Origin of the sequence: Caballeronia sp. S22 (genome assembly GCF_964261745.1) — a bacterium.
GTDB classification, from domain to species: Bacteria; Pseudomonadota; Gammaproteobacteria; order Burkholderiales; family Burkholderiaceae; genus Caballeronia; species Caballeronia jiangsuensis.
Genome location: NZ_OZ180038.1, coordinates 958287 through 983276, shown reverse-complemented (window position 1 = coordinate 983276; position 24990 = coordinate 958287). Strand labels below are relative to the sequence as shown.

General features: G+C 61.8%; 18 protein-coding genes and 3 pseudogenes. 6 read left to right on the top strand and 15 right to left on the bottom strand.

Translation table 11 applies throughout. From position 1 onward, the window contains the following. Window positions 1-128: 128 nt before the first annotated feature. Both ACEN42_RS31155 and ACEN42_RS31150 read left to right on the top strand, forming a co-directional pair. On the top strand, window positions 129-1706 hold the full coding sequence (locus ACEN42_RS31155) for a winged helix-turn-helix domain-containing protein (RefSeq protein WP_371883494.1): 1578 nt from the start codon (window positions 129-131) through the stop codon (window positions 1704-1706). A 291-nt stretch (window positions 1707-1997) separates the two neighbouring features. Beyond that, window positions 1998-2696 carry a transposase gene (locus ACEN42_RS31150; protein ID WP_371883493.1) on the top strand — a complete coding sequence of 233 codons (699 nt, stop codon included), beginning with the start codon at window positions 1998-2000 and terminating at the stop codon, window positions 2694-2696. Between the two features lie 97 nt (window positions 2697-2793). Here the strand turns inward: ACEN42_RS31150 and ACEN42_RS31145 are convergent. Next, window positions 2794-3009 (bottom strand): annotated as a pseudogene (locus ACEN42_RS31145) (divalent metal cation transporter); the annotation flags it as partial. A 14-nt stretch (window positions 3010-3023) separates the two neighbouring features. Here ACEN42_RS31145 and ACEN42_RS31140 point away from each other — a divergent pair. After that, complete coding sequence (locus tag ACEN42_RS31140; RefSeq protein WP_371883492.1) at window positions 3024-3281, top strand: hypothetical protein; 258 nt, start codon at window positions 3024-3026, stop codon at window positions 3279-3281. An 806-nt stretch (window positions 3282-4087) separates the two neighbouring features. Here ACEN42_RS31140 and ACEN42_RS31135 read toward each other — a convergent pair. The 7 genes from ACEN42_RS31135 to ACEN42_RS31105 all read right to left on the bottom strand — a co-directional run bounded on the left by ACEN42_RS31135 (window position 4088) and on the right by ACEN42_RS31105 (window position 11554). Further along, entirely contained in the window at window positions 4088-4447 is a 360-nt protein-coding gene (locus ACEN42_RS31135; protein WP_371883491.1) for an alpha/beta hydrolase, read from the bottom strand. 588 nt (window positions 4448-5035) lie between these two features. Then, a complete protein-coding gene (locus tag ACEN42_RS31130) occupies window positions 5036-6286 on the bottom strand; it encodes a CaiB/BaiF CoA transferase family protein (RefSeq protein ID WP_371883490.1) in 1251 nt (416 codons plus the stop codon). Window positions 6287-6353: 67 nt separating this feature from the next. Then, a complete protein-coding gene (locus ACEN42_RS31125; protein ID WP_371883489.1) occupies window positions 6354-7745 on the bottom strand; it encodes an MFS transporter in 1392 nt (463 codons plus the stop codon). 45 nt (window positions 7746-7790) lie between these two features. Then, window positions 7791-8594 (bottom strand): alpha/beta fold hydrolase, encoded by an 804-nt coding sequence (locus ACEN42_RS31120; protein WP_371883488.1) that lies wholly within the window; start codon window positions 8592-8594, stop codon window positions 7791-7793. Between the two features lie 21 nt (window positions 8595-8615). Then, window positions 8616-9248, bottom strand: coding sequence for an isochorismatase family protein (locus ACEN42_RS31115; protein ID WP_309882214.1), 633 nt, complete (start codon window positions 9246-9248; stop codon window positions 8616-8618). Beyond that, the gene (locus ACEN42_RS31110; protein ID WP_371883487.1) at window positions 9245-10384 is read right to left on the bottom strand and encodes a CaiB/BaiF CoA transferase family protein; all 1140 of its coding nucleotides are present in this window, start codon (window positions 10382-10384) and stop codon (window positions 9245-9247) included. The genes ACEN42_RS31115 and ACEN42_RS31110 overlap by 4 nt, the downstream gene beginning before the upstream one ends. 9 nt (window positions 10385-10393) lie before the next feature. Continuing rightward, complete coding sequence (locus ACEN42_RS31105; RefSeq protein WP_371883486.1) at window positions 10394-11554, bottom strand: CaiB/BaiF CoA transferase family protein; 1161 nt, start codon at window positions 11552-11554, stop codon at window positions 10394-10396. 191 nt (window positions 11555-11745) lie between these two features. Between ACEN42_RS31105 and ACEN42_RS31100 the strand changes: the two genes are divergently transcribed. Further along, complete coding sequence (locus tag ACEN42_RS31100) at window positions 11746-12648, top strand: LysR family transcriptional regulator (protein WP_371883485.1); 903 nt, start codon at window positions 11746-11748, stop codon at window positions 12646-12648. Window positions 12649-12921: 273 nt separating this feature from the next. On the opposite strand, the pseudogene ACEN42_RS31095 reads toward ACEN42_RS31100, so the two are convergent. After that, window positions 12922-14095, bottom strand: a pseudogene (locus tag ACEN42_RS31095) (diguanylate cyclase domain-containing protein); the annotation flags it as partial. Window positions 14096-14312: 217 nt separating this feature from the next. Here ACEN42_RS31095 and ACEN42_RS31090 point away from each other — a divergent pair. Both ACEN42_RS31090 and ACEN42_RS31085 read left to right on the top strand, forming a co-directional pair. Then, window positions 14313-14497: pseudogene (locus ACEN42_RS31090) on the top strand (cbb3-type cytochrome c oxidase subunit I); the annotation flags it as partial. A 252-nt stretch (window positions 14498-14749) separates the two neighbouring features. Next, entirely contained in the window at window positions 14750-17194 is a 2445-nt protein-coding gene (locus ACEN42_RS31085) for a glycoside hydrolase family 15 protein (RefSeq protein ID WP_371883484.1), read from the top strand. A 478-nt stretch (window positions 17195-17672) separates the two neighbouring features. Here the strand turns inward: ACEN42_RS31085 and ACEN42_RS31080 are convergent, their stop codons facing one another. From ACEN42_RS31080 to ACEN42_RS31055, 6 genes are all read right to left on the bottom strand, one after another. Next, a complete protein-coding gene (locus tag ACEN42_RS31080; RefSeq protein ID WP_371883483.1) occupies window positions 17673-19073 on the bottom strand; it encodes a spinster family MFS transporter in 1401 nt (466 codons plus the stop codon). An 80-nt stretch (window positions 19074-19153) separates the two neighbouring features. After that, window positions 19154-21118, bottom strand: coding sequence for an FAD-dependent oxidoreductase (locus ACEN42_RS31075; protein WP_371883482.1), 1965 nt, complete (start codon window positions 21116-21118; stop codon window positions 19154-19156). Between the two features lie 51 nt (window positions 21119-21169). After that, the gene (locus ACEN42_RS31070; protein WP_371883481.1) at window positions 21170-21952 is read right to left on the bottom strand and encodes an SDR family oxidoreductase; all 783 of its coding nucleotides are present in this window, start codon (window positions 21950-21952) and stop codon (window positions 21170-21172) included. A 31-nt stretch (window positions 21953-21983) separates the two neighbouring features. Continuing rightward, window positions 21984-23228, bottom strand: a complete 1245-nt coding sequence (locus ACEN42_RS31065; protein ID WP_371883480.1) for a CaiB/BaiF CoA transferase family protein — start codon at window positions 23226-23228, stop codon at window positions 21984-21986. A gap of 72 nt (window positions 23229-23300) precedes the next feature. Continuing rightward, on the bottom strand, window positions 23301-24494 hold the full coding sequence (locus ACEN42_RS31060; RefSeq protein WP_371883479.1) for an acyl-CoA dehydrogenase family protein: 1194 nt from the start codon (window positions 24492-24494) through the stop codon (window positions 23301-23303). Then, window positions 24487-24972, bottom strand: a complete 486-nt coding sequence (locus ACEN42_RS31055) for a MaoC family dehydratase (RefSeq protein WP_371883478.1) — start codon at window positions 24970-24972, stop codon at window positions 24487-24489. Before ACEN42_RS31055 ends, ACEN42_RS31060 begins: the two co-directional genes overlap by 8 nt. Between the last annotated feature and the right edge of the window lie 18 nt (window positions 24973-24990).

Genomic DNA, 24990 nt, shown 5'->3' with positions numbered 1-24990 from the left:
CTTCCCGAATGGAGCAAGGCTAGGTTCCGGGGGGATGAAAGTCCCGAACATCAGCCGAACTTTTGCCGAGATCGCGGCCTGGTCGCGTTCGGATATGATTTGCCGAGACGAACGGGAGCAACTCAGCCATGGGTGCCGATGATCGCGCAGTTATCCGGTTTGACGAATTCGCCCTGAACACGGCGAGCGGTACGCTGCACGATGCGCGCGGCGCCGAGATCATGCTGCGCCCGAAGGCGTTCGCGCTGCTGCTCTATCTTCTCGAACGCCCGTGCGTGTTGCATCCGCGTGAGGCACTGCTCGACACCCTTTGGCCCAACCTCGCCGTGACCGATGACAGTCTGACGCAATGCGTGGGCGATCTGCGGCGTGCGCTGGGCGATCGCGCAACCGTCGTGCTGCGTACCGTACCCCGGCGCGGTTACCTGCTGACGACGGCTGTGCTGCGAGAGACTGCCGCCGCCGACGTTCCCGCCTCGGCATCCACGACCCTTTTGCCGATTTCAGGCGCAGTGCCGCCGGATGGCGATCTGCTGTTATTCGAGGCGCTCGAGCCGGCATCGGACGATGTCGAGGCCCAGCGCTTCGCCCGTGCCCTCGGCGCGGAGTTGCTGATGACCTTCAGCCGGTCCGAGACGATTCTGGTCCAGACACGGATGACGCAGCCCTTGCCACCCGAGAGCTTTCGCCTGTCGGGCGCGGTGCGGCGCAGCGGGGAGGAAGCGCAGCTTTCCCTGCTGCTGGAGGAGGCGGATAACGACCGCGTCTTGTGGGCCGATCAGTTGACCTTGCCCCCGCCGGACCAACGAGAGACGGCACTGGCCGCCCTCGCCGCCCGGCTGGAAACGCTGGTTATGGGAGAAGGATTGCGCCGCGCCCGGCAGAAACCGGCACACGCGCTCAGATCCTATGACTTCGTCCGGCTGGGCGCCGCGCTCTACGGCCGTGGCGGCGAGGAAGAGAAACACGAGGCGGAACGGCACTTCCTGCGGGCTATTGCGATGGATTCCGGGATCGCGATCGCGCATGCCTTCGTCGCCATGATCCTAATGAATCGCCTGCACGTCGCGCAGGGGCAGGACCGAGCCTCCGAACGCCGAAGGGCGCTGGATTCCGCGCGCCAGGCGGTCGAGTTGAAGCCACGGTCCGGCTTTTGTTTGGCTGCATTCGCCTATGCACTGGCCCGTTCGAAGCAATGGGATACGGCGGTCGAGAATGCCCGGCTGGCGGTGCGGCTCAGTACCCTGTCAGCCATCGGCACACGTACGATGGCCGCGGTAGCGCTGCTGGTCAGCGGCGAGGCCGTCGAAGGGCTCCTGGCATTGCAGCCAGCGATCGTGCTCGACCCCTTCAGCGCGGCAGGACCGCGCTCCGCGCTCGGTACCATCCTGCTGCTAACGGGCCGTCGCGAAGAGGCCTCGGCCGAATTGCGACGCGCCGCCGCGCATCTGCCCGATTTTCCGCCTTGTTTGCGTTCCACGGTCGTCGCTGCCGCCGAACTGGGACGGATGGACGAAGCGAAGGAAGCGCTGGCGCGACTGCGCCGGATCGATCCGGACTGGCTCGGAAGCCTGAGAGAATTTCTGTCGTTCATGCGGGATCGGCAAGTCGTCGACCGCTTTCTGAGCGCCTTCGCGGCCTGTGGTGCAGAGATGGAATGCGCGGGCCCTTCGGTCACGGCGGATGGCGGCGCGGATCGAGGCTGAGCCTTCCGGGCACTGATCCGTCGCCCCCCCTGTCGAGAACTGGCGGTAACCCATGTCCTGGACGTCCACTGCGTTTAGGCCGAAGGCTTCGGCCCATCCTCCGCGCATCCTGTTCTGCAACACTGGCTGCGCCGGCCAAATCAGCGAAAAGAGGCCAGAAAAAAGGTCTTTTCGCGACGCCAACATATGCAGGTGATCGATAGAATTTCGTCCTGTATCCACGTTACGCACCGTCACGCATCTGATATCTGTCAGATCGCTTTTCCATATCGGATTTCCGGTTCATCCAGCATGACACGGCTCGCACGCCACTACGTCCCAGCACAACCACAGCACGTTATCTTGCAGGGGTTCACCGGCCCCGCCTTCCTGGACGAAGGAGACTATCTGTACTTCCTCTCCTGCCTGGCAGACGCAGCGCGCGTCGCCGATCTGGCCGTGCACGCGTGGGTGCTGATGCCTGAGGCGGTACAGTTCCTCGTCACCCCTTCATATCAGTCGAGCGTGGCCATTACGATGCAGGCCGTCAGCCGTCGGTATGTCGAGACCTTCAACCGCCGCCATGGGCGCCGCGGTGCGGTATGGGGCGGCGGGTACGGCGCAGCAGTGATTGAGCCCGAGCGGTACTTCCTGCTCGCGAGCCAAGCTATCGATCATGCGCCGGTGCGTAGCCGACTTGTAGCCGACCCGGGAAGCTACCGGTGGTCGAGCTATACGCACCATATCGGGCTGCGTGTCGATAGCTTTATCAAGGACCATCCACTTTACGGCGCGCTCGGCAATACGCCGCTCGAGCGCTACCGGGCATACCGGGCTTTGGGCGCACAACCTCCTGACGAACGCGAGGTCGATAACCTGATGCAATCGACCCTGAAGGGCTGGGTGCTCGGCAGCGCCGCATATTGCGAGTGGGCGGCGCAAACAGCCAACCGGCGTTTGATGCCACTGCTCCTGCGCGACCGGCCGCAGAAGGAACGACTGCGTAACTAGGAAAGTCATCTGCCCGCTTCAAGCAGGTCGCAGGGCCGAATGGGTTCGCGACCAACCTGGCCGCTGCGAACGTCGCCTTTTAAAGGTGGCATTGAGCCTAGCCCGGCACACAGGCCCCGACCGCCGCTATCGCCATGGCGAGCGTAGCGAGCCATCCGCCCCAGGACAGAATTCCTTTCACGGCGAACTCGCCCATTACGCGCCTACTGCACGCCATGAGCGTCAGGATCAACATGATTGGCACGGCAGTGACGCCATTGATAACCGCGCTCCAGTACAGCGCGCGAATCGGATCAAAGTGCATGAAAGCGATCACCGTCCGGTGTCGTGGCGCTCCTGCTCGTCTTCCCCGCCCTGGTCCTGAACTATTTCGGTCAAGCAGCCCTGGTTCTGACCAAGCCTTCGGACACGGGCGACCAAACCAGGTTCTTTCTGAGAGCGCGGCAGCGACGAACGTGCTCAGCGGCGCCCAAACGCCGCCAAACTCCCGCAGCTCACGTTGACGGAGTCGTTCGGCGGGGTGATGCGGACCTCGGGCCGACCAACCTCGACCATCCGCACCTGAAATGCAGGAACTCAAGTTGAAGTAGGCACCTTACCGTGTGTTGCCGTTCAAAGGCTCGTCAGCAAGGCTGTGTCAGGCGGCTGTTGCTTTGAAATCCCCGAGCTGTTGCTTTTCAACGATGCTCTTCAATGCCTCATGACGGCCCAGAGCGGTCCGCCGGATCGTTTCAGACGACGGTGGCAGCTTTCACGGTATGCCAGCCATTCGTGCAGTCGTGTTGTGCGGACAAAACCTTCCCCGATTTCGCCGCTTTTCGAGCATTAAGTTAGCAAAAGATCCGATCGAGCTTGAAGATTGCGGTTGAGGTCTTCGATGTCCACATACCCTCTGAACGCATCGACGCCGTGGCTGTCCATTGTCTTCGTCGCCATCGTTCATTCCTATAGTTACTCACTTCCACAGGCGCTGCGCGCAAGGATGAATCGCGTCTACCTTTGCGCCTGAATTTGGCGTGTCGCCGATACGAGTCATGTTGCCCGAAAGGCCGTCGTCGGGTGAGGGTCATACATCTAGCCATAGCACTCCCTTCCTCAAGACGTGCCCACTTTAGCGAACTGGTCCACGTCGCGACACGCTACTAAACACCGGCGCCGTCCCATAGTCGGAGTGAGTTCCCAGGTCCTTAATCATCTTTTGAAAAGCCAATATTCTGGCGACGAGGCATTAGGCATTGGTCGCAAGCAACATCTCCTCGACGAGTCCATTCCATAGTTTACGGTGTAATGCATGTCCGTGATAATGCTTCGTTCCTCGGCATAGTAGGAATGCCCCATGAAATCAGTAGTGATATTTGAGGCATCTATCGTCTCAATACCTCTCAGTACCACTAGGTCCTTACCGGATTGACCCGCGCGAGCACCACCACCATTCCATTCCTGGGATGCCTTAGAGCTTCGTCGTTCGAGGACGCATAAAGCGTGATGGGCGCTCGGAGCTTGAATACAGCCGGTGCGATTTGCTGCGTAAATTCGCGGGTTGATATATCGGGCGCAGCGAGAATAATTCGCTTTATACGTCCAGCGCCCTCTGGATTGGAAATCGCGATGTTCACGAGAGCGCGGGTCAACACACGATTCCCCATGCTGTGAGCAACCAAATAGATCTTCTCCGCGTCCGATTTAGCCAAAATTTCGCGCAGAAACCGCTCGAGATGCGGCTCTGAGTCGATCACCGCCTGTTCGTCCATTGGATACAGTCGCGCCTTCTCCTTACTAGGGCCAACTGAAGAATGCGACCGGCCCTTTGAAGTAAAAAGGAGTGCTTCTCGTGACGACTCTCCTCTACATAGGTGCGTTTCCGCACGTTGCGGGGTCACTCCTCCCGGCTACTCCCGGCTCGGTCTAAGCCACCGCGCGCCTCCAATGGTTCAACGTCGCGCCGGACGATCCGACGCGGTGTCTTCGCAACGTCCAGTACGCCAATATTGTATTGACCGGGGTGCCGCTCTCCAGGCACACGTCGTCGAGTGCGGGACTGAGACAGGATGCCCGGAAGCCTTAATCCCCACCCGCTAGTCCTCGCGAATTAAATGTCCGCTTGCCGGGTGGACCGAACGTCCGAACGTCTGCGCGACGGTCTCTGCGAATGACGCATCGTGGCCGCATCGCGACACCCGCAACACCCTGCATTCGAACGAAGCGATCAACCTCTCCCGGCGTGTTCGATCACCAGCCTCATCCAGTATCGTACCCGCGTAACGATAGATGAAAAGTGTCATCCGTTCAGCGCGAGTCAATGCAATCCGCGCCAGAAGCGCCCAATCCACAGCCGACGTTCAACTCACCTTCGCCTGTTCGATCATGACCCGGCCGATCACCCGCTTCTCTTGCAACTCGCGCACGGTATCTACATCGAGTCTGAGTCGCTCGACCAGCATTTCGTGGTTGTGCTCACCGAGTTCGGGACCAACGCTTCGGATGCTCCCGGGCGTATCCGAAAGGCGCGGCGCCACGTTCTGCATTTTCAACGTGCCAAAGCGTGGATGGACGATTTCGATGATCGCCTCGCGCGCCTTGAAATGCGTATCCTCCAGCATCTCAGCCGCGCGGAAAATGTCGCCGCGCGGCACGCCCGCTTCATCGAGCACGCGGCCGAGTGCTTCGCGATCGAAGGTGGCGGTCCAGTCGGCAATGATCTGGTCGAGCGCGGCCTGATTCGATCCGCGCGCGGTGTGCGTCGCGTAGGCCGGGTCGGTGGACAGTTCGGGCTGTCCCATCGCGGCGACCAGCCGCCTGAACACGCCGTCCTGATTGGCCGCGATCAGCACGAAGGTGCCGTCCCTGGTCGGATACACGTTCGATGGCGCGACGTTCGGCAGGATCGCGCCCGTTCGCTCCCGCACGTAGCCGCTCTTGTCGTATTCGGTCACCAGCGACTCCATCACTGCCAGCACGGCTTCGTAGATCGCGCTGTCGACCATCTGCCCGCGGCCGGTACGCTCGCGCGCGTGAAGCGCCATCAAGCCTCCGATACAGGCGAAGGTGGCGGCCAGCGTATCGCCGATCGAGATGCCCATGCGCGACGGCGGCGTGGACGGATCGCCGACCACGTAGCGCAAGCCGCCCATCGCCTCGCCGATCGAGCCATAGCCCGCCCGCTGCGAATACGGCCCGGTCTGTCCGTAGCCCGACACGCGAATCATGATGAGGCGCGGGTTGATCTTCGACAGTTCGTCGTAGCCCAGACCCCAACGTTCCATCGTGCCGGGCCGGAAATTCTCGATGAAAATGTCGGCCTGTTCGATCAGGCTGCGAATGATCGCCTGTCCTTCGGGCTGCCGCGCGTCGATCTCCACCGATTTCTTGCCGCGCGCGATGATCGGCCACCACAGCGATCCGCCCTTGAGCTTTTCTTGCCCCCAGTCGCGCATCGGATCGCCGACGCCGGGCGCCTCGATCTTCACGACCTCGGCCCCGAAATCCGCCATCAACTGGCCGCAGAACGGGCCGGCCAGCAGTTGTCCCATCTCCACCACGCGAATATCACCGAGCGCGCCGCGCGGTGAATTCAGTTGCGTCGTTGTCATGCCACGCTCCCACGTTGTTCGAGTTCGAGTCGAACGGCCTGCTCCGCGCATCGTCGGACCATCGTCTTCAGCGCTGGAATTGCGCGGGCGACGTGGGGATCAGGTCGCTCGCATCGTTGATCGCCCGATCCGATGCATCCAGCGACACGTCGCGCATTTCGACGCGCAACAGCGCCACACCGATGATCAGCAAGACCGCCACCGATACGACCATCGCGACGATGCCCTTCACGCCGAAATGCTCGAACAGCATCACGATGACGTACGGCATCAGGATCGAAGCGAAGCGGCCGCACACGTTGGCGAAACCGCCGCCACGCAGCCGCAACGCAGTGGGAAACAGTTCGGGGGCATAGGAGTAGAAGCCGACCGCCACCAGGTAGTAGATCGAACTGACGAGGCAGAAGCCGATAAAAGTCAGCAGCGTCGGATTGGTGAGCGTCGGATAAATAGTGCCGAAAACGATGATCGCCACTGCCGAGCCGATCATCGAGACCTTGCGCGGAATGCGGTCCGAGATGAAGAAAGCGAGCAGCGCGCCGGTCGGTCCGCCCGCCGTCATCAAAGTCGTGTAGCCGAGCGACGAAACCACCGACATGCCCTGCTTGACGAGGAACGTCGGAATCCACGCGATCATTCCGTACACCGAGACGTTCACCGCCACCTGCACCAGCGAGGCGACCACGGTGCGTCCGAGCAGCGCTCGCGAGAACAGCGCGCGCAGCGGCACGTAGGTGGTCGTGAGATCCTGCACCACGCCAACGGGCGGCAAGCTGCCGTGCTGCGCGATCACCTCGGCTTCGATCGCCGCGAGCGTCGCCTCGGCTTCTTCCGTGCGTCCGCGCGATTCGAGCCAGCGAGGCGACTCGGGCATGTGCCGCCGCATGATCCACACCAGCACGCCGCCCACCGCGACCAGCAGGAACATGGCGCGCCACGAACTGTGCGGGATGATGAAATAGCCCGCGGCATTCGCGGCCGGCAGGCCGATGTTGATCAGCATGCCGAGCAGCGCGCCCCAGCGGCCGCGGTATTTCGGCGGAATGAACTCGCACAGCGTGCCGGCGGCGACCACCAGCTCCGCGCCAAGACCGAGTCCCATGACGAAGCGGCAAACGATCAGCCACCACATGTTCGGCACGAAACACGCAGCGAACGATGCGATACCGAAGATCGCGAGATTGATCTGATACGACGCCCGGCGCCCGTAACGGTCACCGATCCAGCCCGAGCTGGCCGCACCGATCAACATGCCGAAGAAGCCGGCGGATATGAACATCGCGCCGTGCGCGAGGTCCGTGAAGCCGTCCTTGACGGCGGCCGCGACGACACTGGAAGGCAGATAGACGTCGAACGCATCGACGAACCCGCCCGCGGCGATCAACATGAGCATTCGCCAGTGAAACCGCGAGATAGGGAGCCGATCGAGCCGGGCTCCAGAATTGACGATAGTTGCCATTTCCTTGTGCTCCTCCAGGTGTCGCTCCGATCTTCGTCGGGGACGTTAATGACGGCCGAGAAAGTCCAGTAATGCTTCGGCGAACTCCTTCTTCCGTTTGCTTCCCGCGATCACGTGGCTCGCCTCCGGCATGTCGAGACCCACGGCGCCGGGGATCGCGTGTTCGATCGGTTTGGTGGTGCGCGGTCCGGTGACCGGATCGAGCCCCGCGTGCTGCACGAGCGTCGGCACGCGAATCTGATCGGCGCGCCCGCGCATATCGTGATCGAGACAGGCTTCGATCAGCCGTCGATGCGTGTCGATCCGGCCATTCAGCTCGCCCCACACGCCGTCCTCGCCCAGCAGACGATCGACGTTCTTCGCGTAGTACTCGGGCTCGAACGACAGCAGCGAAACGATCTTCTGGAACGGCAGGAAGCCGAAATCCCGATGCGTCCACAACAGCATCTTCAGTTGATCGGCGAGATAGCGATCGCAGTACAGCCAGCAGCCGGTATTGACCATCGAGCGCGCGAGCGACGGCTTCGCCACCGCGACTTCCTGCATGATGCAGGCGCCCATGCCGATCAGCCCGACCAGATGCGCGCGTTCGACGCCGAGGTGCGCCGCGAGGCCGATCACGTCCTGCGCATAGAGCGCGGTGGTAGGCGGAACCGCATGGTCGTCGCCGCTTTCGCCGATGCCGCGATGATCGAAGATGATGACCTTGTAGCGCTCGGTGAGGCCCCACGGCAGCTGCTTCTCGCCGCCGTGGCAGAACGTGCCCCAGCCGCCCGCGAGGATGATCGGCTCGCCCTCGCCTTGCACCTCGTAGTACATGCTGTGATCGTTGATTTTTGCTACTGGCATAGGAGTCCTCGTCCGGGATCGTTAAGCGGCCGCACGCGCGATCTGCTCGAAGCGCGCGATACAGGTCTGGGAATCGACGATGTCGGCGTACCGGCGTCCTACGTCGAGCAGGTTGGCTTCATGCGGTCCCGCCTCCATGTCGCCGCAGCAGTCGGCGGCGACGATGGTGCGAAAGCCGTGCGAGAACGCATCGATGATCGACGCGCGCACGCAGCCCGAAGTCGTGCAGCCGGTGATCACGACCGTATCGACGCCGTTGCGCTGCAGGATGCTGCTGAGCGGCGTGCCGAAGAAAATCGACGGACCAGCCTTGACGAGATTGACGTCGTAGCTGCGGTCATAGACGCGCGGGTCCATCTCGGTGGCCGGATCGCCGTGAAACATGCCCGTGCGGACCGCGGTCGTTTTCCACGGGATCATGCCGCGCTCGTTGCTCCACGCCGTGTAACACGACGCCACCAGCACACCGGCCTTGCGCGCCGCCGCCAGAAGCGGAACGGTTCGTTCGACGGCCGCGTGAATGTGCGGGGACTTGCCCGCCGGCATGGCCGGATCGGTGAACGCACGCTGAAAGTCGACCACCAGCACCGCCGGCGTGCTGCCGAAGCCGACCGGGTTCTCGCCATAGCCTGCCAGATCGAATAAGTCGCTCATCGTGGTTTCTTCCTGTCGGCGAGCCAGCCCGATTCGAGCACCGCTTCGGTGTCGCCGCCGAGGGCGGGTTCCCGAAGATTCGGCCGGGCCGGCTCATTGCTGAAACGGATCGCGGGCGCGAGCTGCTCGCGTCCGTGTTCGTCGGTCAGAACCATTGCGCGCGCCTGCGCGTGATCGTCGTCGTAGCCTTCGCGCAAGGTTTTCACCGGCGCGAAGCACACATCCATGCCGTCGAACCATTGCTCCCATTGCGCGAGCGTTTTGCTGCGAAAGGTCTCGCGCAGAAAGTCGATCAACGGTTTCTGATGCGGTCCCGGGCCCGCCTCGCACAACGGCACGAAATCCATGCGCTCGAGACGCCCGAGCAGATTGCGCACGAACTTGATCTCCTGACCGCCCAGCACCAGGTGCCGGTCGTCCTTCGTCTGGTAGATCTGATAGAACGCCGAACCGCCGAGACTGCGCTGATCCTTCGCGACGTAGTCGCGTTTCTCGGCGAACACGCTGCCGGCCACGTTGGGGCTCGCGGCCAGGATGCATTCGTGCATCGAGATATCCAGGTAGTCGCCGCGGCCGGTGGTCTCGCGCCGGTACAGCGCCATCAGCACGCCCGACAAGGCCTGAAGCGAACTGACGATGTCCGCGACCGGCAAGCCGGGAATCGCCGGCTGGCCGTCGTTGCCCAGATTGATCGAGAGCGCGCCGCTGAGTGCTTCCACGGCGAGATCGTGGGCCGGCCGCTGCACGTACGGTCCGTCCTGGCCGAATGCGCTGATCGAGCAATAGACGATGCGAGGATTGCGCGCGCTCACGGCTGCGTAATCGATGCCGAGCCGTGCCATTACGCCCGGCCGGAAACCTTCGACAAAAACGTCCGCGGTCTCGCACAACTTCAACAGTGCTTCGCGCCCCGCTGCCGTTTTCAGATCCAGCGTGACGCTGCGCTTGCCTCGATTGAGATTGCGGAAAAATACGGTCGAGCTTCCTTCCACCGGGCCGATCTCGCGGCCCGGATCGCCGATGCCCGGCGGCTCGATCTTCACGACCTCGGCGCCGTGGTCGGCCATTGCCAGCGTGAGATACGGGCCGGGGAGGAACATCGAAAGATCGATGACGCGCAGACCCTCGAGTTTCATGCGTGCCTCCTACCGCGCCGCATCGTGCGACAAGACCGGACCGAGCAGATCAGCGTCGTCATGCCCCAGCGGCGCACAGACCTGCTGCGCGAGGCGCTGGCCGTTCACCTTGAGCGGGTTCGACAGAATCCGAAAATCCTGCTTCGACGGATGCGGCACCCGATTGATCATGCCGACCTCTTCGACGAACGGATTGGCGAGCGCCTGAGTGACGTCATAGACAGGCGCCACGGGCAGATGTCCCGACAACAACGCGAGCCAGTCCGCAGTCGAGCGGCTGGCGAAGATCGGATCGAGCGCGTCGGTCAAGGCATCGCGATGAGCGTGGCGCGCGGCTGGCGTCGCAAAACGCGGATCGGCGCCGATCGCTTCGTTGCCGCTCAGCTTCAGCAGCACCTGCCAGAACTTCTCCATCATGCAGGCCACGAAAATCCAGCCATCGCTGGTCGGGAACGTCTGCACGGGCGCGACCGAAAGATGCGAGCCGCGCGACAGGCGAGTGGGGACGTCGCCCTCGTTCAGGTGCCACGTTCCCGGATAGGTCAGCTGATGCAGCGCAACATCGAAAAGGCTCGCATCGATATCGCAGCCGATGCCGGTTTTCCGTGCATGCAGCACACCGCTCAGCAGTCCCGTGACGCCCGTCATGCCGGTCATGAAGTCGATCATCGACACGCCGTTGCGTGACGGCGGACCGCCCGGCTCGCCGGTCAGGCTCATCAGGCCGGCTTCGGCCTGCATCAGGAAGTCGTAGCCCGGCCAGCTACGGCGCGGATTGTCGCGACCGTACGCCGAAATATGCAGGCAGACGATGGCCGGATTCGCGCTTTTCAGATGCGCATAATCGATCGCCAGTTTCGCCGGCTGATCGCCGCGCAGATTGTTGATCACCGCATCCGCGCTCTTCACCAGCCCGAGAAACGACTCGCGTCCCTCGTCGGTCTTGATGTCGAGCGAGACGCTGCGCTTGTTCGTGTTGAAGGTCTGGAAATACTGGCTGTCTCCCTTGCCCAGCATGTGCGGCCCGACGTGCCGCGACGCGTCGCCGCCCTGCACCCCGCTTTCGATCTTGATCACTTCGGCGCCCAGATCGGCGAGGAACATCGAACCGTAGGGTCCGGCACCGAAATGCTCGAGCGTAAGAATGCGTAGGCCATCAAGAAGCGTCATCGCTTGCCATCCTGTTATGCCGTGCTGCGTTCGATCGAAGCGCCGCTCAGGCAGCGCGTGTGCTTTCCCGCCTCGCAAGCTTCCGCTGGGGATAAATACTAGTCTGCCTTGGATGGCTCGATAAGCTTATTATTCTTATGCAACGATAAACTGCGCTTATCGATCGAAATGAACACAATCGGGGAGACGAGATGCACGTTACGCTGAGACAGTTGCGCGTCGCATTGGCGGTCGCTCATCACGGCAGCTTTCGCCGCGCCGCGGAAGAAATGCATCTGTCGCAGCCGGCATTGTCGTCGTCGGTCGCGGAACTGGAAGCGACGCTGGGCGTATCGCTATTCGATCGAACTTCGCGCATGGTGCGAGTGACGAGCGTCGGTGGACCGTTTCTCGATGCGTTGCGCAGGTCGATCACCGATCTCGATATGATCGTGCGCGAAGTCGGCACGATCGCGCAATCGAAGCGCGGGCGCGTGGTGGTCAGCAGCGTCGCATCGGCCGCCGGCACGTTGATGTCGGAGGTATGGAAGAGAGTCGCCGAGCGCTTTCCGCAGATCGAACTCGACATCCGCGACGATGTCGCGACCAACGTCGCGAATGTCGTGCGTTTCGGCGAAGCGGATTTCGGCATCACGGCGCAATCCACTTCGCTTTCGGAGGAGCTCGTATTCGAAACGCTCCTCAAGGAAAAGTATTCGCTCGTCTGCACGAAGGAACACCGTTTCGCGAGCAAGCGGCGCGTGACGTGGAGCGATCTGTCGGGGGAAATACTGATCGGATTTACGCCTACCGCCGGTGCTTATGCGCAGATCAATAATCAAACGTTGAAGAGCGACGTGCGCTTTGCGCGGATCCTGCAGATGTCGCAACTCTCGACCGTGCATGCGATGGCCGAGGCGTCGATCGGCATCACGATCTTGCCGCATACCGCGCTGCCCGTTCCCGATCATCCGACGCTGGTCAGCCGGCCTCTTTGCGGGCCGACGCTCATGCGCACGCTCGGCGTCTTGCGTCGTCGCGACCATTCGCTGTCGCCGGCCGCGCTTGCGGTGCGAGAACTGCTGCAGGAAGTTGTCGCGAAAACGATTGAATGAGTTTTCACGGCAGCGCGGCGAAGCGCGATGAATTTCGATGCCGTGCCACGATCCGTTCAGACCGATGCATCCATGCACCGAGGCTTTGAACGGCGACATCCCGGCGGCACTCGGACGGATCGTTCGTCAGCGACGAGATTCCGGTCGGCGCGGTCGCGTTTGAACGTCGGCGGCGCAGGCGCTCAAAGCAAAACATCCGGCGGAGTTCATCGTCCGACCGCCGGAAGCAAGCTCAGAGACCGTCAGGCGGCGGTCCGGAGCATCGTCGGGATTGACGCGGGTCGTTGCGCCTCGCGCGATCTCGAGCCGGTTGCCGCCGCGCGATTTTGCGCTATAGAGCGCGCGATCCGTGGCCGCGAGAACCTTTGCCAGCGTGTCTTCTTCAGTCCCGAAGCGCGCCATGCCGATACTCACCGTCGCCGCGGTCTCCACACCGCCCGCCGTGCGCGTGACCGTCTGTGCGAATCGGCGCACAACGGCTTCGGCCAGGTCTTTCGCGCGTGCGCTTTCGTGCCCCGGCAACAGCGCGGCAAACTCTTCACCACCGATGCGCGCCAGGATCACATCGCGTCCGAGCACGCTGCTGAGAATCCTAGCGAACGACTTCAGCACTTCATCGCCGGCTTCGTGGCCGAAGCGGTCATTGATCGCCTTGAAGTGGTCGAGGTCGAGTGCGAGACAGGACGCCGGCGGAAAGGCGTTGCTTTCGCGGATGGCGCGTGCGCCTTCTTCGAAGAACCATCGGCGGTTGCCCAAACCAGTGAGGTAATCGGTCTGCGTTTCGCGTCGCAGATCGGCGTGAGCTTCGTCGCGCGCGAGGCGCAGCAGCGTCATCGGCAGGATGACCGAATAGAGCACCCCTTCGTACATCGTCACCTGGCCGACGATCGCCAGCAAGTGCGGTCCGAACGATGCCGCCAGCCACGGCAGAATGGTCGCCCTGAACGCGTAGAAGAGCGCGTGACCGCCCGTGACGGCCACGGCGATGTTGCGCGACTGCCTCCATTTCGAATCCCGTGTGCCGAGGAGTTCGCGCGCGGTCAAACCGCACACCACGGAGATGGGAATGGCGCTGAGATACGCCCACATCACCGCTTCGCCGCGCTCGCCCGCGATGGCCCAGGCGAGCGCGAGCATCGACACAATGCTGAGGGAGATCCGGCCGTAGCGGCGTCCGTTCAGGAGCGCGACGCCTTGCAGGTTCAGCAGATACCCGCCGACGATGATGAGATTCGCCAGCGCGGAGCCCACGACACCCGGAAGGCCCGGAACGTTATGCCGAATCGCGGCGACGGCACAGCCGAACGCGCGTAGCGTAACCTGCTGCGAGCACGCCAAGTTCGCGTCTACGACGTGGGTACGACCGGCGTTCCCAGAGCGTCAAGGCGCTGCTGGCGAGGAGCATTCCGATTGCTAACAGGTAAAGAGTGATGAGGTCGACACGCATGCGCTCGTTAAGCTTTCTCCCGGCCGAACACGATCTAACATGACTCGCTTACGGCGGGAAATTCAGAAAATTGAGGCAAGCATGTCTGATTTGGGCTGACGCGTTCCGATATCGACCAGAGACATCGAATCCGATTCTTATCAATCGGCGACGCAGCGCGCGCTCTGGCGGAGAAAGCACGTTCCCGGAGCAATGCCATCGATGGTGATTGAGTGGCGGCGGCAACCCGATGGTCTACCTGAACCAGATTTGGGCCTAGGGTCACCCCAAGTCTACATCTTGGTTCTGCCGGCGTTCGGCATCCACTCGACAGTCGTCGCAACCTTCTCGAGGAAGGCGCTGTTCAGCTACAAGACGACGGTGTATGCGACGTGCTGCATCATGGTGCTTCCACTCCTCGTGAGAAGCTCGATTAAAGCGCCTTCTGGTGCTGGTTCGTGGCCTTGATCGTGGCGTTCGTTCCGCTGTGCGGTGAGACTCTCGCACTACCTAAGGGACGCATGCGCCTGTCACAAAGGAACACGTGGTTTGCAAAGCAACCTGCGCAGTTTCGTCTATCATCATTGAGCGCATTCGACGTCGGTCCGCCACCGGGTCACCAGGCGCCTCGCAAGCTGACGTGTTCGGAACCCTCAAAACCAACAGGGAAAGACCATGGCAAATCTGCTTGAATCGAGTCTGGCGCCAGGCGGACCTGGCATTCAGCTACCCTGGAGCCGCGCGGACAAGGACGCCGTCGGAACGGCATATTCGCTGTCGAGCCAGGTGTGGTACACGGCGGCAGGCGGCATCCTCACGGAAGTCTACTTCCCGGACGTCGACACTCCACAGGTGCGCGACTTCCAGTTGATCCTTACCGACGGCTCGACCTTCTTTCACGACGCACAGAAGGACTTCGACTGCCAGTGCGAGTGGCCGGATCTCCCCGCCCTATCCTTTCGCCTCACCGCGAGGGCAAAAACACAACCCTATGTTGTCGTGCAAGACGTGATCGCAGAGAAGGGGGCACCCTGCGTGCTGGTCCGCACGACGTTGCAGGGAGAACAGGATTTTCTCAACAAACTGCACGTCTATGCGCTATTGACGCCTCACATGGGTGGCTACGGCGCAGGCAACAGCGCACAGCGAGTGAGCACCGCAAATGGTGATCGCTTGGTCGCAAATCGCGACCATTACTGGCTGGCGCTCGGTGCCAACTGCGGGTTCGGCATGACCAGCTGCGGCTTCGTAGGCGTGAACGACGGTTGGACAGACATCATTGCCAACAGGCGTTTGCCAGTCTGGAACTACGACGCGGCGAAGGGAGGCTATGTCGCTGTGACGGCAGAGATCAACCGCAAAGGAAAGAATGAATTCGTTCTGGCACTGGCGTTTTGCACCGACGAAGCGACGGACGTCACGGCCAGCACGCCCAACAAGGCGCTGACTGCCGTAGCCGAGGCACTCGCCTATCCGTTTGACGCACCAGCGAATTCATACAGTCACCGGGACGTATTCCTCAAAGGCTGGAACGATGCGGCTGACTCACCGTTTAAGCCAAAGGCCAACGTCACAGGCGATGGCGATGCACTCTTCAACCTGAGCCGCAACGTTTTGCTCGCGCACGAAGACAAGACGGCCGACGGCGCGCTCGTGGCTTCGTTGAGCATTCCGTGGGGACTGACGGTCCGCGACCTCGCTGCCGGCTACCATATGGTCTGGGCACGTGACATGTGCCAAAGCGCACTCGCTCTGCTCGCCGCCGGCGCAAAGGATCCGCCGCTTCGCGGACTGATGTTTCTCGCTGCGTCGCAATCGAAAGATGGCAGCTTTCCGCAGAAGTTTTTCATCAACGGTGATCCGTGGCTGCCCGATGCCAAGCAGCTCGACGAGTATTCCTTTCCCATCATTCTCGCGTATCACCTGCACGAGGCTGATTTGCTGCAGCAGTTCGATCCGTCCGGAATGGTGCTGGCCGCAGCAGGCGCGCTGATCGCGAACGGCCCCATGACTGCTCAGGAGCGATGGGAAGAACAGGAAGGCTATTCGCCTTCCACACTGGCCGCAAACATCGCGGCACTGTTGTGCGCGGCAAAATGGGCCGACGCCGCAACCGCTCAGTTCCTTCTCGAATATGCGGACTTCCTGGAATCACACCTTGAAACGTGGTGCGTCGCCTCGGTAGGTTCGCCGGTTGTAGGGGTGGCCAAGTACTACATCCGAGTCTTGCCAACGCACCCGGACGGCGTTCTCAAGTTTCCAGAGGATCCGAACACTGCCGTCGTACCCGTCTGGGGAACCGGCTACCACGCCAACACCGATCCCATTGTGGACGCTGGCTTTCTCGAGCTGGTGCGCTATGGCATCCGCGCGGCGAACGATCCCATCATCGCCGACTCAATCAAGGTTGTCGACGCAATGATCAGGAAAGATCTGCCGCAGGGACCCGCTTTTTATCGATACAACCACGACGGATATGGCCAGGGTCCCAATGGCGAAGACTGGGCCGGCAATGGAATTGGTCGCCCTTGGCCGCTGCTGAGCGGCGAGCGTGGCCACTATGAACTGGCCGCCGGCGGGGATCCAACGACCTACCTCCGCGCGCTCGAGAAGTTCGCGGGTGCGCGCCGCCTGCTCCCCGAACAGGTCTGGGATATGCCCGATCTGGCGGACACGAGCTTCGTGACCGGCGGGCCCACCGGCGCTGCGATGCCGCTCGCCTGGGCGCACGCCGAATACATCAAGCTCGTTCGGTCCATTTCGGATGGTCAGGTCTTCGACCGTCTCGATGTCGTCGCCGAGCGGTATCAGCCTCAGGCCGGGCAGCCGCCGCGCGCGCGCAGTGATATTGAAGTCTGGAACTTTAACCGTCCGTTGCCAGCAGTTCCGGCGGGTATGTTGGTTCGGATTCTCTGGCCCGAGCCCTTCCGGCTGCGCTGGTCGACCGACGACTGGGTCACGTGGCAGGACACCGACGCCACCGCAACGCAGGTCGGCATCTACTTCGTCGACCGCCCCACGCAACCAGCGCAGGCCGGCTCATCGCTTGCATTCACCTTCTTTTGGACCTCACGTCAGACGTGGGACGGGGTCAATCACACCGTCGAGCTGCGTCCTTAATCCCGCTCCTCAGTGATTTGATTATCCCGGCTGGTGTCGGCTGGGATGAGACTTTCGTAGAGTCTTCAGCGAAGCGCGCGCCTCAAGCTTCGTGAAAATCTGAAAGGGACTGGGGCGGGGACCCTATCGCAGAAGGCAGAACTATCCGGCATCTCAAAAGGACTCTCGCGTACAAACTCTTGTGCTCTTCGATACATCATGTCACCGAGGATAAATGTTCGTGCCGTCGTCAACCGTGTCCACTGGTTTCCGGCCAACCTACGTACAGCATGCAACCCAGAAGTGTCCTTCCACGCCTGCCGCGGCGTGAACCTTCCTCCAGCCGTTATCGTCGACCGTTACCATTGGTGCGATGCTACGGCCTGCTGCCTGGGCGCTTCCATGGTCACGAACGCCGGGTACCCCTGACGTCGAGATGCAGATCTTGTGCGCTTTCAAACCGAAGACACGTGACAACCGCATTCATCTACGCTCCCGATCAGCGTTCCTTGGCCGACCACATCTCGTCTAGCATGCCGACGTAGTGCGGCACCGACGAAAAAATCAGCCATGCGCCGACGGCGGACGCGATCGTGCAGACGATCGCAATTGACGATCCAATTGAAGCTGGATCGTGGAACACCTTTTCGGTAACGAGCGCAATGGAAGTCGGCCCAAGGCCGAACCCGATCAGTTGAGCGAAAAACGTGTACAGCGATCCCACCGCGCCGCGTATGCGGTTCGGCGAGCACACCTGCGTCGCGGAAATCATGATGCTCGTCGGCAGGCTCGAAAAGAAAATCGTCCCCGCAGCGGCAGCGAGCGCGGACACCGATCCCGGCGCGAGCGGAATGAGCGCGCAACAGAGCAGCATCGCGAGCATCGAATATCCGGCCATCCGGAGGGGCGCCGCCTGGCCGCCTCGCCTTTGCACGATTTGGGCGAGCCATGGTCCAGCCAGCACGCCGGCCGCCCCGAACGTGACGACCGTCAGGCCAAAGCGAATTCCCACCGCCGCAGGCATTACACCGTGAACCCGGATGAGAAACGAAGGCAGCCACGCAGGAACGCCCAGCACCACGATCCCCAGCATACCAACGCACATGTAGATTCGACCGTAGAACCCGCGACGGTGCCAAATAAACGATGCGGATTCGCGCACTGTGTAATGTCGTTCATTTACATCGGACTCGCTCAACGCATTGCGACGGGGTTCGCGAACAGTTAGAAGAACGATTGCCGCAAAAAGAAGTCCCGGCAACCCAACCATCACGAACGCCAGTTGCCACGTTGCGAGTCCTTCCAATATCGGAAAATGAAGCCTGATATTGCGCGCGGACGCGATGACGACGCCGCCCGCGAGCAACGAAAATCCACCGCCGAGCATCGGTCCGAGCATGAAGATACTCAATGCCCGCGGCGAGCGCCTCGGGGAGAAAAGGTCAGCAATCATCGAGCAGGCGACCGGGAATACACACGCTTCGCTCGCTCCGACGCCGAATCGGGCGGCGAACAACTCAGTGTAGGTGTCCGCGCGCCCGCAGAGCGCCGTAAAGATGCTCCACATGCAGATGCCGACCACGAGTATGTTGCGCCTGTTGGTCACATCCACGAGGCGTCCGAAGATCGGCGCCGCCAGCAAATACGCCGAGATGAACGCAATGCCCTGAACCAGGCTGAGCTGGGTGTCGGAGATGATCAGCGCATGCTTGATCGGGTCGACGAGCAGGTTGAGCAACTGGCGATCGACGTAGGCAAGCGAGTAGGAAACCATAAGCAGGCCAAGAACATACCAGGACGCCCGGGTCTCTCTCGCGGTGTTGCTTATCTCGGAATTGATTTGGATTCCTTTATATTCGAACGGCTTCACGACTTCATTCGACTTGTAGTAATCTTTCACGTCGCCTCCCGGCTATTTCGATATCTGCTTATTAGAATGCCGCTACGCGGCGAACCGTGGACCGTCAAGAACTTTTTAAATCAGGTGATCGATCGCGCGGCGAGGTGGCCTTCACGAATCGCGGGTTGCAGGTCGCGGGCGGAGAGTGCATCGCCGACCAGATGAAGCTGTGCCACATGGCCGTGCAATGCCTGCCATATCGCATTCTGCGACTTGCGGTAGCTCACGATCACAACCGTGTCCGCCTCGACGGCTTCCGCTTCGGTACCGAAAATCGGCTTGATTGCGACTCGGCCCCTGTCTATCGAAACCAGTTGCGCCTGCGTGACGATGCGGAACTTGCCCGCCTTGTAGAAACGCTGCAACGCCGCTTGCGTTCGCCCTGTCGCTTCCATTGCGGGTGCGAACATCAGGTGACGCGTGACGTAGGTCACCTCCAGCCCTCTGTTGATCAATTTCTCACAGCAGCCGATCGCTTCGTAGTGTCCGACGTCGTCGAATACGAGCGCGGTCCTGCCGTAGTCTTTTTCGTCGTCCACGATCAAATCGGTCGGCGTAAGCACTCGCGCATCGGCTGCGATCGATACCTCTGCCGCAGGATCGGCGGCCTGTATGAATTCGTGGACCTCGGCCGGTTGTGACCCAGTCGCCACGATGACTACATCGGGCTTCTCGGCGAGAACGTCGTCGGCGTCCATGTACGTCGACAGCTTCACATCCGCGCCTAACCGGTAGATTTCATTTTCGAGCCAGACCGCAATGTCTCCGATCGCGTGAAGCTTCGGCAACTGTCGCGCGTCATTCAACTGACCGCCCAGATCCGAGGTCGCTTCAACGAGCGTGACGTGATGACCGCCGAGCAGCGCGATGCGGGCTGCCTCCATACCTGCGACGCCGCCTCCGACTATGAGCACCTTGCGCGGCGTCGCCGTCCTGACGATCTTGTCTTCTGCGAGCGTCGCCTCGTAGCCAACGACAGGGTTCACCGCGCATCCCATACGTCCACTGAAAGCGCCTCCGATACATCCCTGGTTGCAGCCGATGCACGGCCTCACCTCGGTCCCTCGGCCGTCGCGACTTTTCACGACCAGCAGCGGATCGGCGATCATGCCCCGAACGATATTGACGAGATCCGCCTGGCCCGCTTTCAGCGCCTGCTCGGCATCGTCGAGCGTGGCATAGCGGCCGACGATAATCCGCGGAACGACTATGTCCCGGGCAATGCGTCCGGCGAAGGGCAACTGGTAACCGACGGGCTGATCCATGCCCGCATAACGGTCGACATGAAAGTAGTAGTCTCCGTGAGTGACGTTCACGAAGTCGATCAGCCCCTCGGCCTGCGCGCGCAATGCGATGGCGTTGGCCTCCTCCGCCGACAGGATACGTTGATCCGAGCTGTCGCCGATTCGAATGCCCAGCGCAAAACCCGGCGACGTGACCGCTCGAATGGCGCGCAGCGTGTCGAGCAGCAGACGAATGCGATTGTCGAAACTGCCTCCGTATTCGTCGGTCCGCTGATTGAGCACGGGCGAAAAAAACTGCGAGAACAGGTAACCGTTCCCCGCCAGTATTTCAGCCCCCTGCATGCCCGATTCTTCGACGCGCACAGCAGCCTTCGCATAGGCATCGACGAGTTCGCCGACCTGTTCGGTCGTCATCGGAATCGGTGGCGAAACCGAATACCGGCCGGGCAGTGCTCCCACCGCCCACGGCAAGCCGCCGCTCGCGGAGGGGTCCGTATAACCGCCGTGCCAGAGCTGCTGGAAGAGCTTCATTCCAGTCGGCGCGATGGCATCGACCATTCGCCTCATGTGCGGAATCGCATCGTCATCGCGAATGCTCAATGCAAACGCCGACGACGAATGGACCGACGCCCCTTCGACAATAGAGAGGCCCGCTCCCCCCTTGGCCCGCGCCAGGTGATAGGCGATCAGATCGTCGTTGATAAAGCCGCGCGAAAAAGCAGTCGCGTGCGCCGTTCTGACGATGCGATTGGGTATATCGACGCCGCCGATCTTGATCGGCGAAAATACACGTTCGAACATTTGAGTGCTCCTCAATCCGTCGCTCACGGAAGCCGTCGTGCACGGCTGTCATCACGCCACCGAACGCTTCGACGTGATCCCGCCGTCTACGGTGATGATCGTGCCCGTCGTGTAATTCGAGCGGGAGGAAGCCAGATAGACGAACAGGTCGGCGATTTCCGCCGCGGTGGCGGCCCGACCCAGCGGGTAACGCGCCAGCAGTTCGCCCGAGCGCGCTTCGTCGCCGAGCAGGCGTACCGCATGACCTTTGAGCACCCTGGCGATGCGCTCGGTGGCAACGGGTCCCGGGTTGACGCCCACCACGCGAATACCGTCCTCGAGGCTACGACCGCCGAGGGCGCAGGTGAACGCCATCAGAGCCGCGTTTCCTGTGGTCCCCGCGATGTAGTTGAAGTCGAAATTCTGGGCGCCATTGCCGATATTGTTCAGGATGACGCCACGGCCCCGCGCCTTCATTTCGGCATACATCGCACGCGTCAGATTGATATAGCCGAACACCTTCAGCTCCCAGCCGCTGCGCCAGGCGTCCTCGTCGACTTCCCACAACGTGCCTGTCGGAATCGCGCCGGCGTTGTTCACGAGAATATCGGCATGCCCTGCAAACGCGATGATGTCGCCGATCGCCCCCGCTTTCGTCATGTCGAGTGAGAGCACATCGACCTTCACGCCATGCGCGGATCGAAGTTCGCCAGCAAGTGCCTCGAGTTTTTCCGCTGAGCGCGCAACCAGCGACAGATCGCAGCCTTCGCTGGCAAACGACCTGGCGAGCCCTTCGCCAATGCCTTGCGACGCACCCGTGATCAGCGCGCGCCGACCGGCAAATCCCATATCCATGTCTTCCTCCTTGCTGATGCGCGTCTCACCGCTAGACCACGCCCGCTTCTCGCAGCGCGCCGAGCTCCTGCGGGCCGAGGTTGAGCAGCCCGCCGTAGATCTCCTGATTGGCTTCGCCCAGCGCCCTGGCAGGCTGATCGAACTGCGAAGGCGTCGCTGAAAATTGGATCGGAAGACCCATACCCACCGCATCGATCGGGCCGAATCGAGGGTGCGAAAGGTTCATCAGCGCACCGCTGGCATGCAGACGGGGATCGTCCAGCACTTCCAGGGGCTTGCGCACCGGCGCACACGGCACACCCCGGTCAGCGAACAGTTCGCGCACCACATCGGCCGTGACATGCTGGCTCGTCCATTCCGCAATGCTCCGATTCAGAGCCGCAGCATTGCGCATCCGTGGTCCGCGACTGCTGAAGCGCGGATCGTCGAGGAATGCCGGCTGACCGATAGCCTCCAGCAGCCCGCGCATCCAGTCCGGCTGGAACGCGACGATCGCCACGTATCCATCCTGCGTCGGATACACGCCGAACGGCGCCAGCCGGTCGTGATAATTGCCGGTGCGGCAGGGATATCCTTCGCGCGCCATGACGTCGAAGTGCTCCTCGGCCAGCCACGACGTCATGCAGTCCAGCATCGACACTTGAACGCGCTGCCCCTCGCCGGTGCGACCTCGATGAATGAGCGCAGCGAGAATGCCGTTGACGGCATACATGGGCGCCACCAGATCCGCGATCGGCAGGCCGCAACGCGTCGGCGGGCCGTCGGCATCGCCCGTCACCTCCATCAGTCCGCTGAGCGCCTGGATGATGATGTCCATGCCCTTCAGCCCCGGAAACGCACTGGGCTCGCCCATCGCCTTCACGGACGCATAGACGATGCGCGGATTGCGTCGCCTGACCTTCTCGTAGTCGACGCCGAGCTTGACGGTCGTACCTTCGCTCAGGTTTTCCAGCAGTACATCCGACATTTCCGCGAGTCGCATGAAGAGTTCGCGCCCTTGCTCCGATTTCAGATCGAGCGTGATGCTCTTCTTGTTGCGCGCCCGGTTCAGGATCGTCAGCGATACGTCATCGTCCTTACGCTCGCCAAAGTGAATCCCCTCGCTGCCCACGAACGGCGGGTTGGTGCGCGCAATGTCGCCGCCGCCGGGCGCCTCCACACGGATGACTTCCGCGCCCATCCCGCCCAGCATCAGCGAGCCATAGGGTCCGGCAAGCGCCACGGTCAGGTCCAGCACGCGGATACCGTCGAGCGGCCGCGGATGGTCCGATATCATGTCTGTCTCCTGTTCTTGTCGGCCCGAGCCTCGATGCGACCAGACCGTTTCTTTTGACTCTCGTTACGCAACTCAGTACGACTTCGGCAGACCGAGCACCTTACTGGAGATATAGTTGCAAACCATCTCCTGCGAAATCGGCGCGAGTCGCAGCAGACGCGATTCGCGCCACAGTCGCTCGATGTGGTACTCCTTCGCATAGGCGTAGCCACCATGCGTTTGCATGGCCTGGTCGCAGGCGAGGAAACCGGCATCCGCTCCGAGGTACTTCGCGGTGTTTGCCTCGGCGCCGCAAGGCTGGCGGTTGTCATACAGCGTCGCCGCCCGCAGCGCCATGGATTCGGCGGCGCTGAGCCGCATCCAGCACTCGGCCAGCGGATGCGCCACGGCCTGGTTCTTCCCGATCGGACGATCGAAGATGATGCGGGAGTTGGCGTAGTCGACCGCCAGGCCGAGCGCCGCACGCCCCATTCCGACGCCTTCCATCGCCACCACGATGCGCTCCGGGTTGAGGCCGTCGAGCAGGTAGTGGAACCCACGCCCTACCTCTCCGACGACATTCTCTTCAGGCACTTCCAGGCCATCGATGAACACTTCGTTGGAATCCACAGCGGCACGCCCCAGCTTGTCTATCACGCGCACGTCGCAATGCTTGCGGTCCATGTCGGCAAAGAACAGCGTCATGCCGTCCAGCGGACGCTTCTCGTCGCGCGGTGATGTGCGGGCGAGAATCAGATACTTGGTGGCGTTCTGCGCATTGGTGCTCCAGACCTTCTGTCCGTTGATGACCCATCGGTCGCCCTTCTTTTCCGCCCGGGTGCGGATGCGCGACGTGTCGACGCCGGATGTCGGCTCCGTCACACCGAACGCCATCAGCGTCTCGCCGCGTGCGAGCGCCGGCATGTAGCGCGTCTTCATCTGCTCCGAGCCGTGCCGCAGAATCGGTGCAGGTGGAAAGACATAGAAGTGAACCGCGGAGGCGCCGCTCATGCCAGCACCTGAAGCGGCGATCTCGCGCAACATGACCGCCGCCTCCGTCAGGCCAAGGCCCATGCCGCCATATTCCTCCGGCATCATGATGCCCATCCAGCCAGCCTCCGCGAAGGCTTTGACGAACTCCCACGGATACTTCTCCTCCTTGTCGCATTCACGCCAGTAAGACAGCGGAAACTTATCGGCCAGCGTGCGGGCCGCGTCGCGGACCTCGCCCAACTCCTCTTCGCGCTGGAGTTGCGCGGCATAAGATGAGGAAATGACTTCAGCCATGTGCGCTCTCCTTGATCGGACTTGATTGTTTCGGTCGAAGCATCATCAGACCAGCACGTACCGCAACACAGACTTCCTCGTCGCGCTGGTTCAGACCGACATGACGGAAGGTCACGATGCCGGAGTCGGTGCGGCTATTCGACAATCTCGCGTTCAGGATCTCGGTCCGCACGGGGATGGTGTCGCCATGGAACGTCGGCTTGGGGAACTTGACCTCCTGGAATCCGAGGTTACCCAGCGTCGTGCCCAGTGTCGTCTCGTACACCGTGACGCCGGCCACCAGCGCCAGCAGGAACATGCTGTTGACCAGCCGCTGACCATACAGCGCCTCCTTGCTGTATTCGGCATCGATATGCAGCGGCGCGCAGTTATATGTCAGCGCGGAGAACAGCACGTTGTCCGTCTCCGTGACAGTGCGGCGGATTGCGTGTTCGACCACCAGGCCTTCACGGCAATCTTCGAAATAGAGTCCGGCCATTTGCTCGTTTCCTCGGAA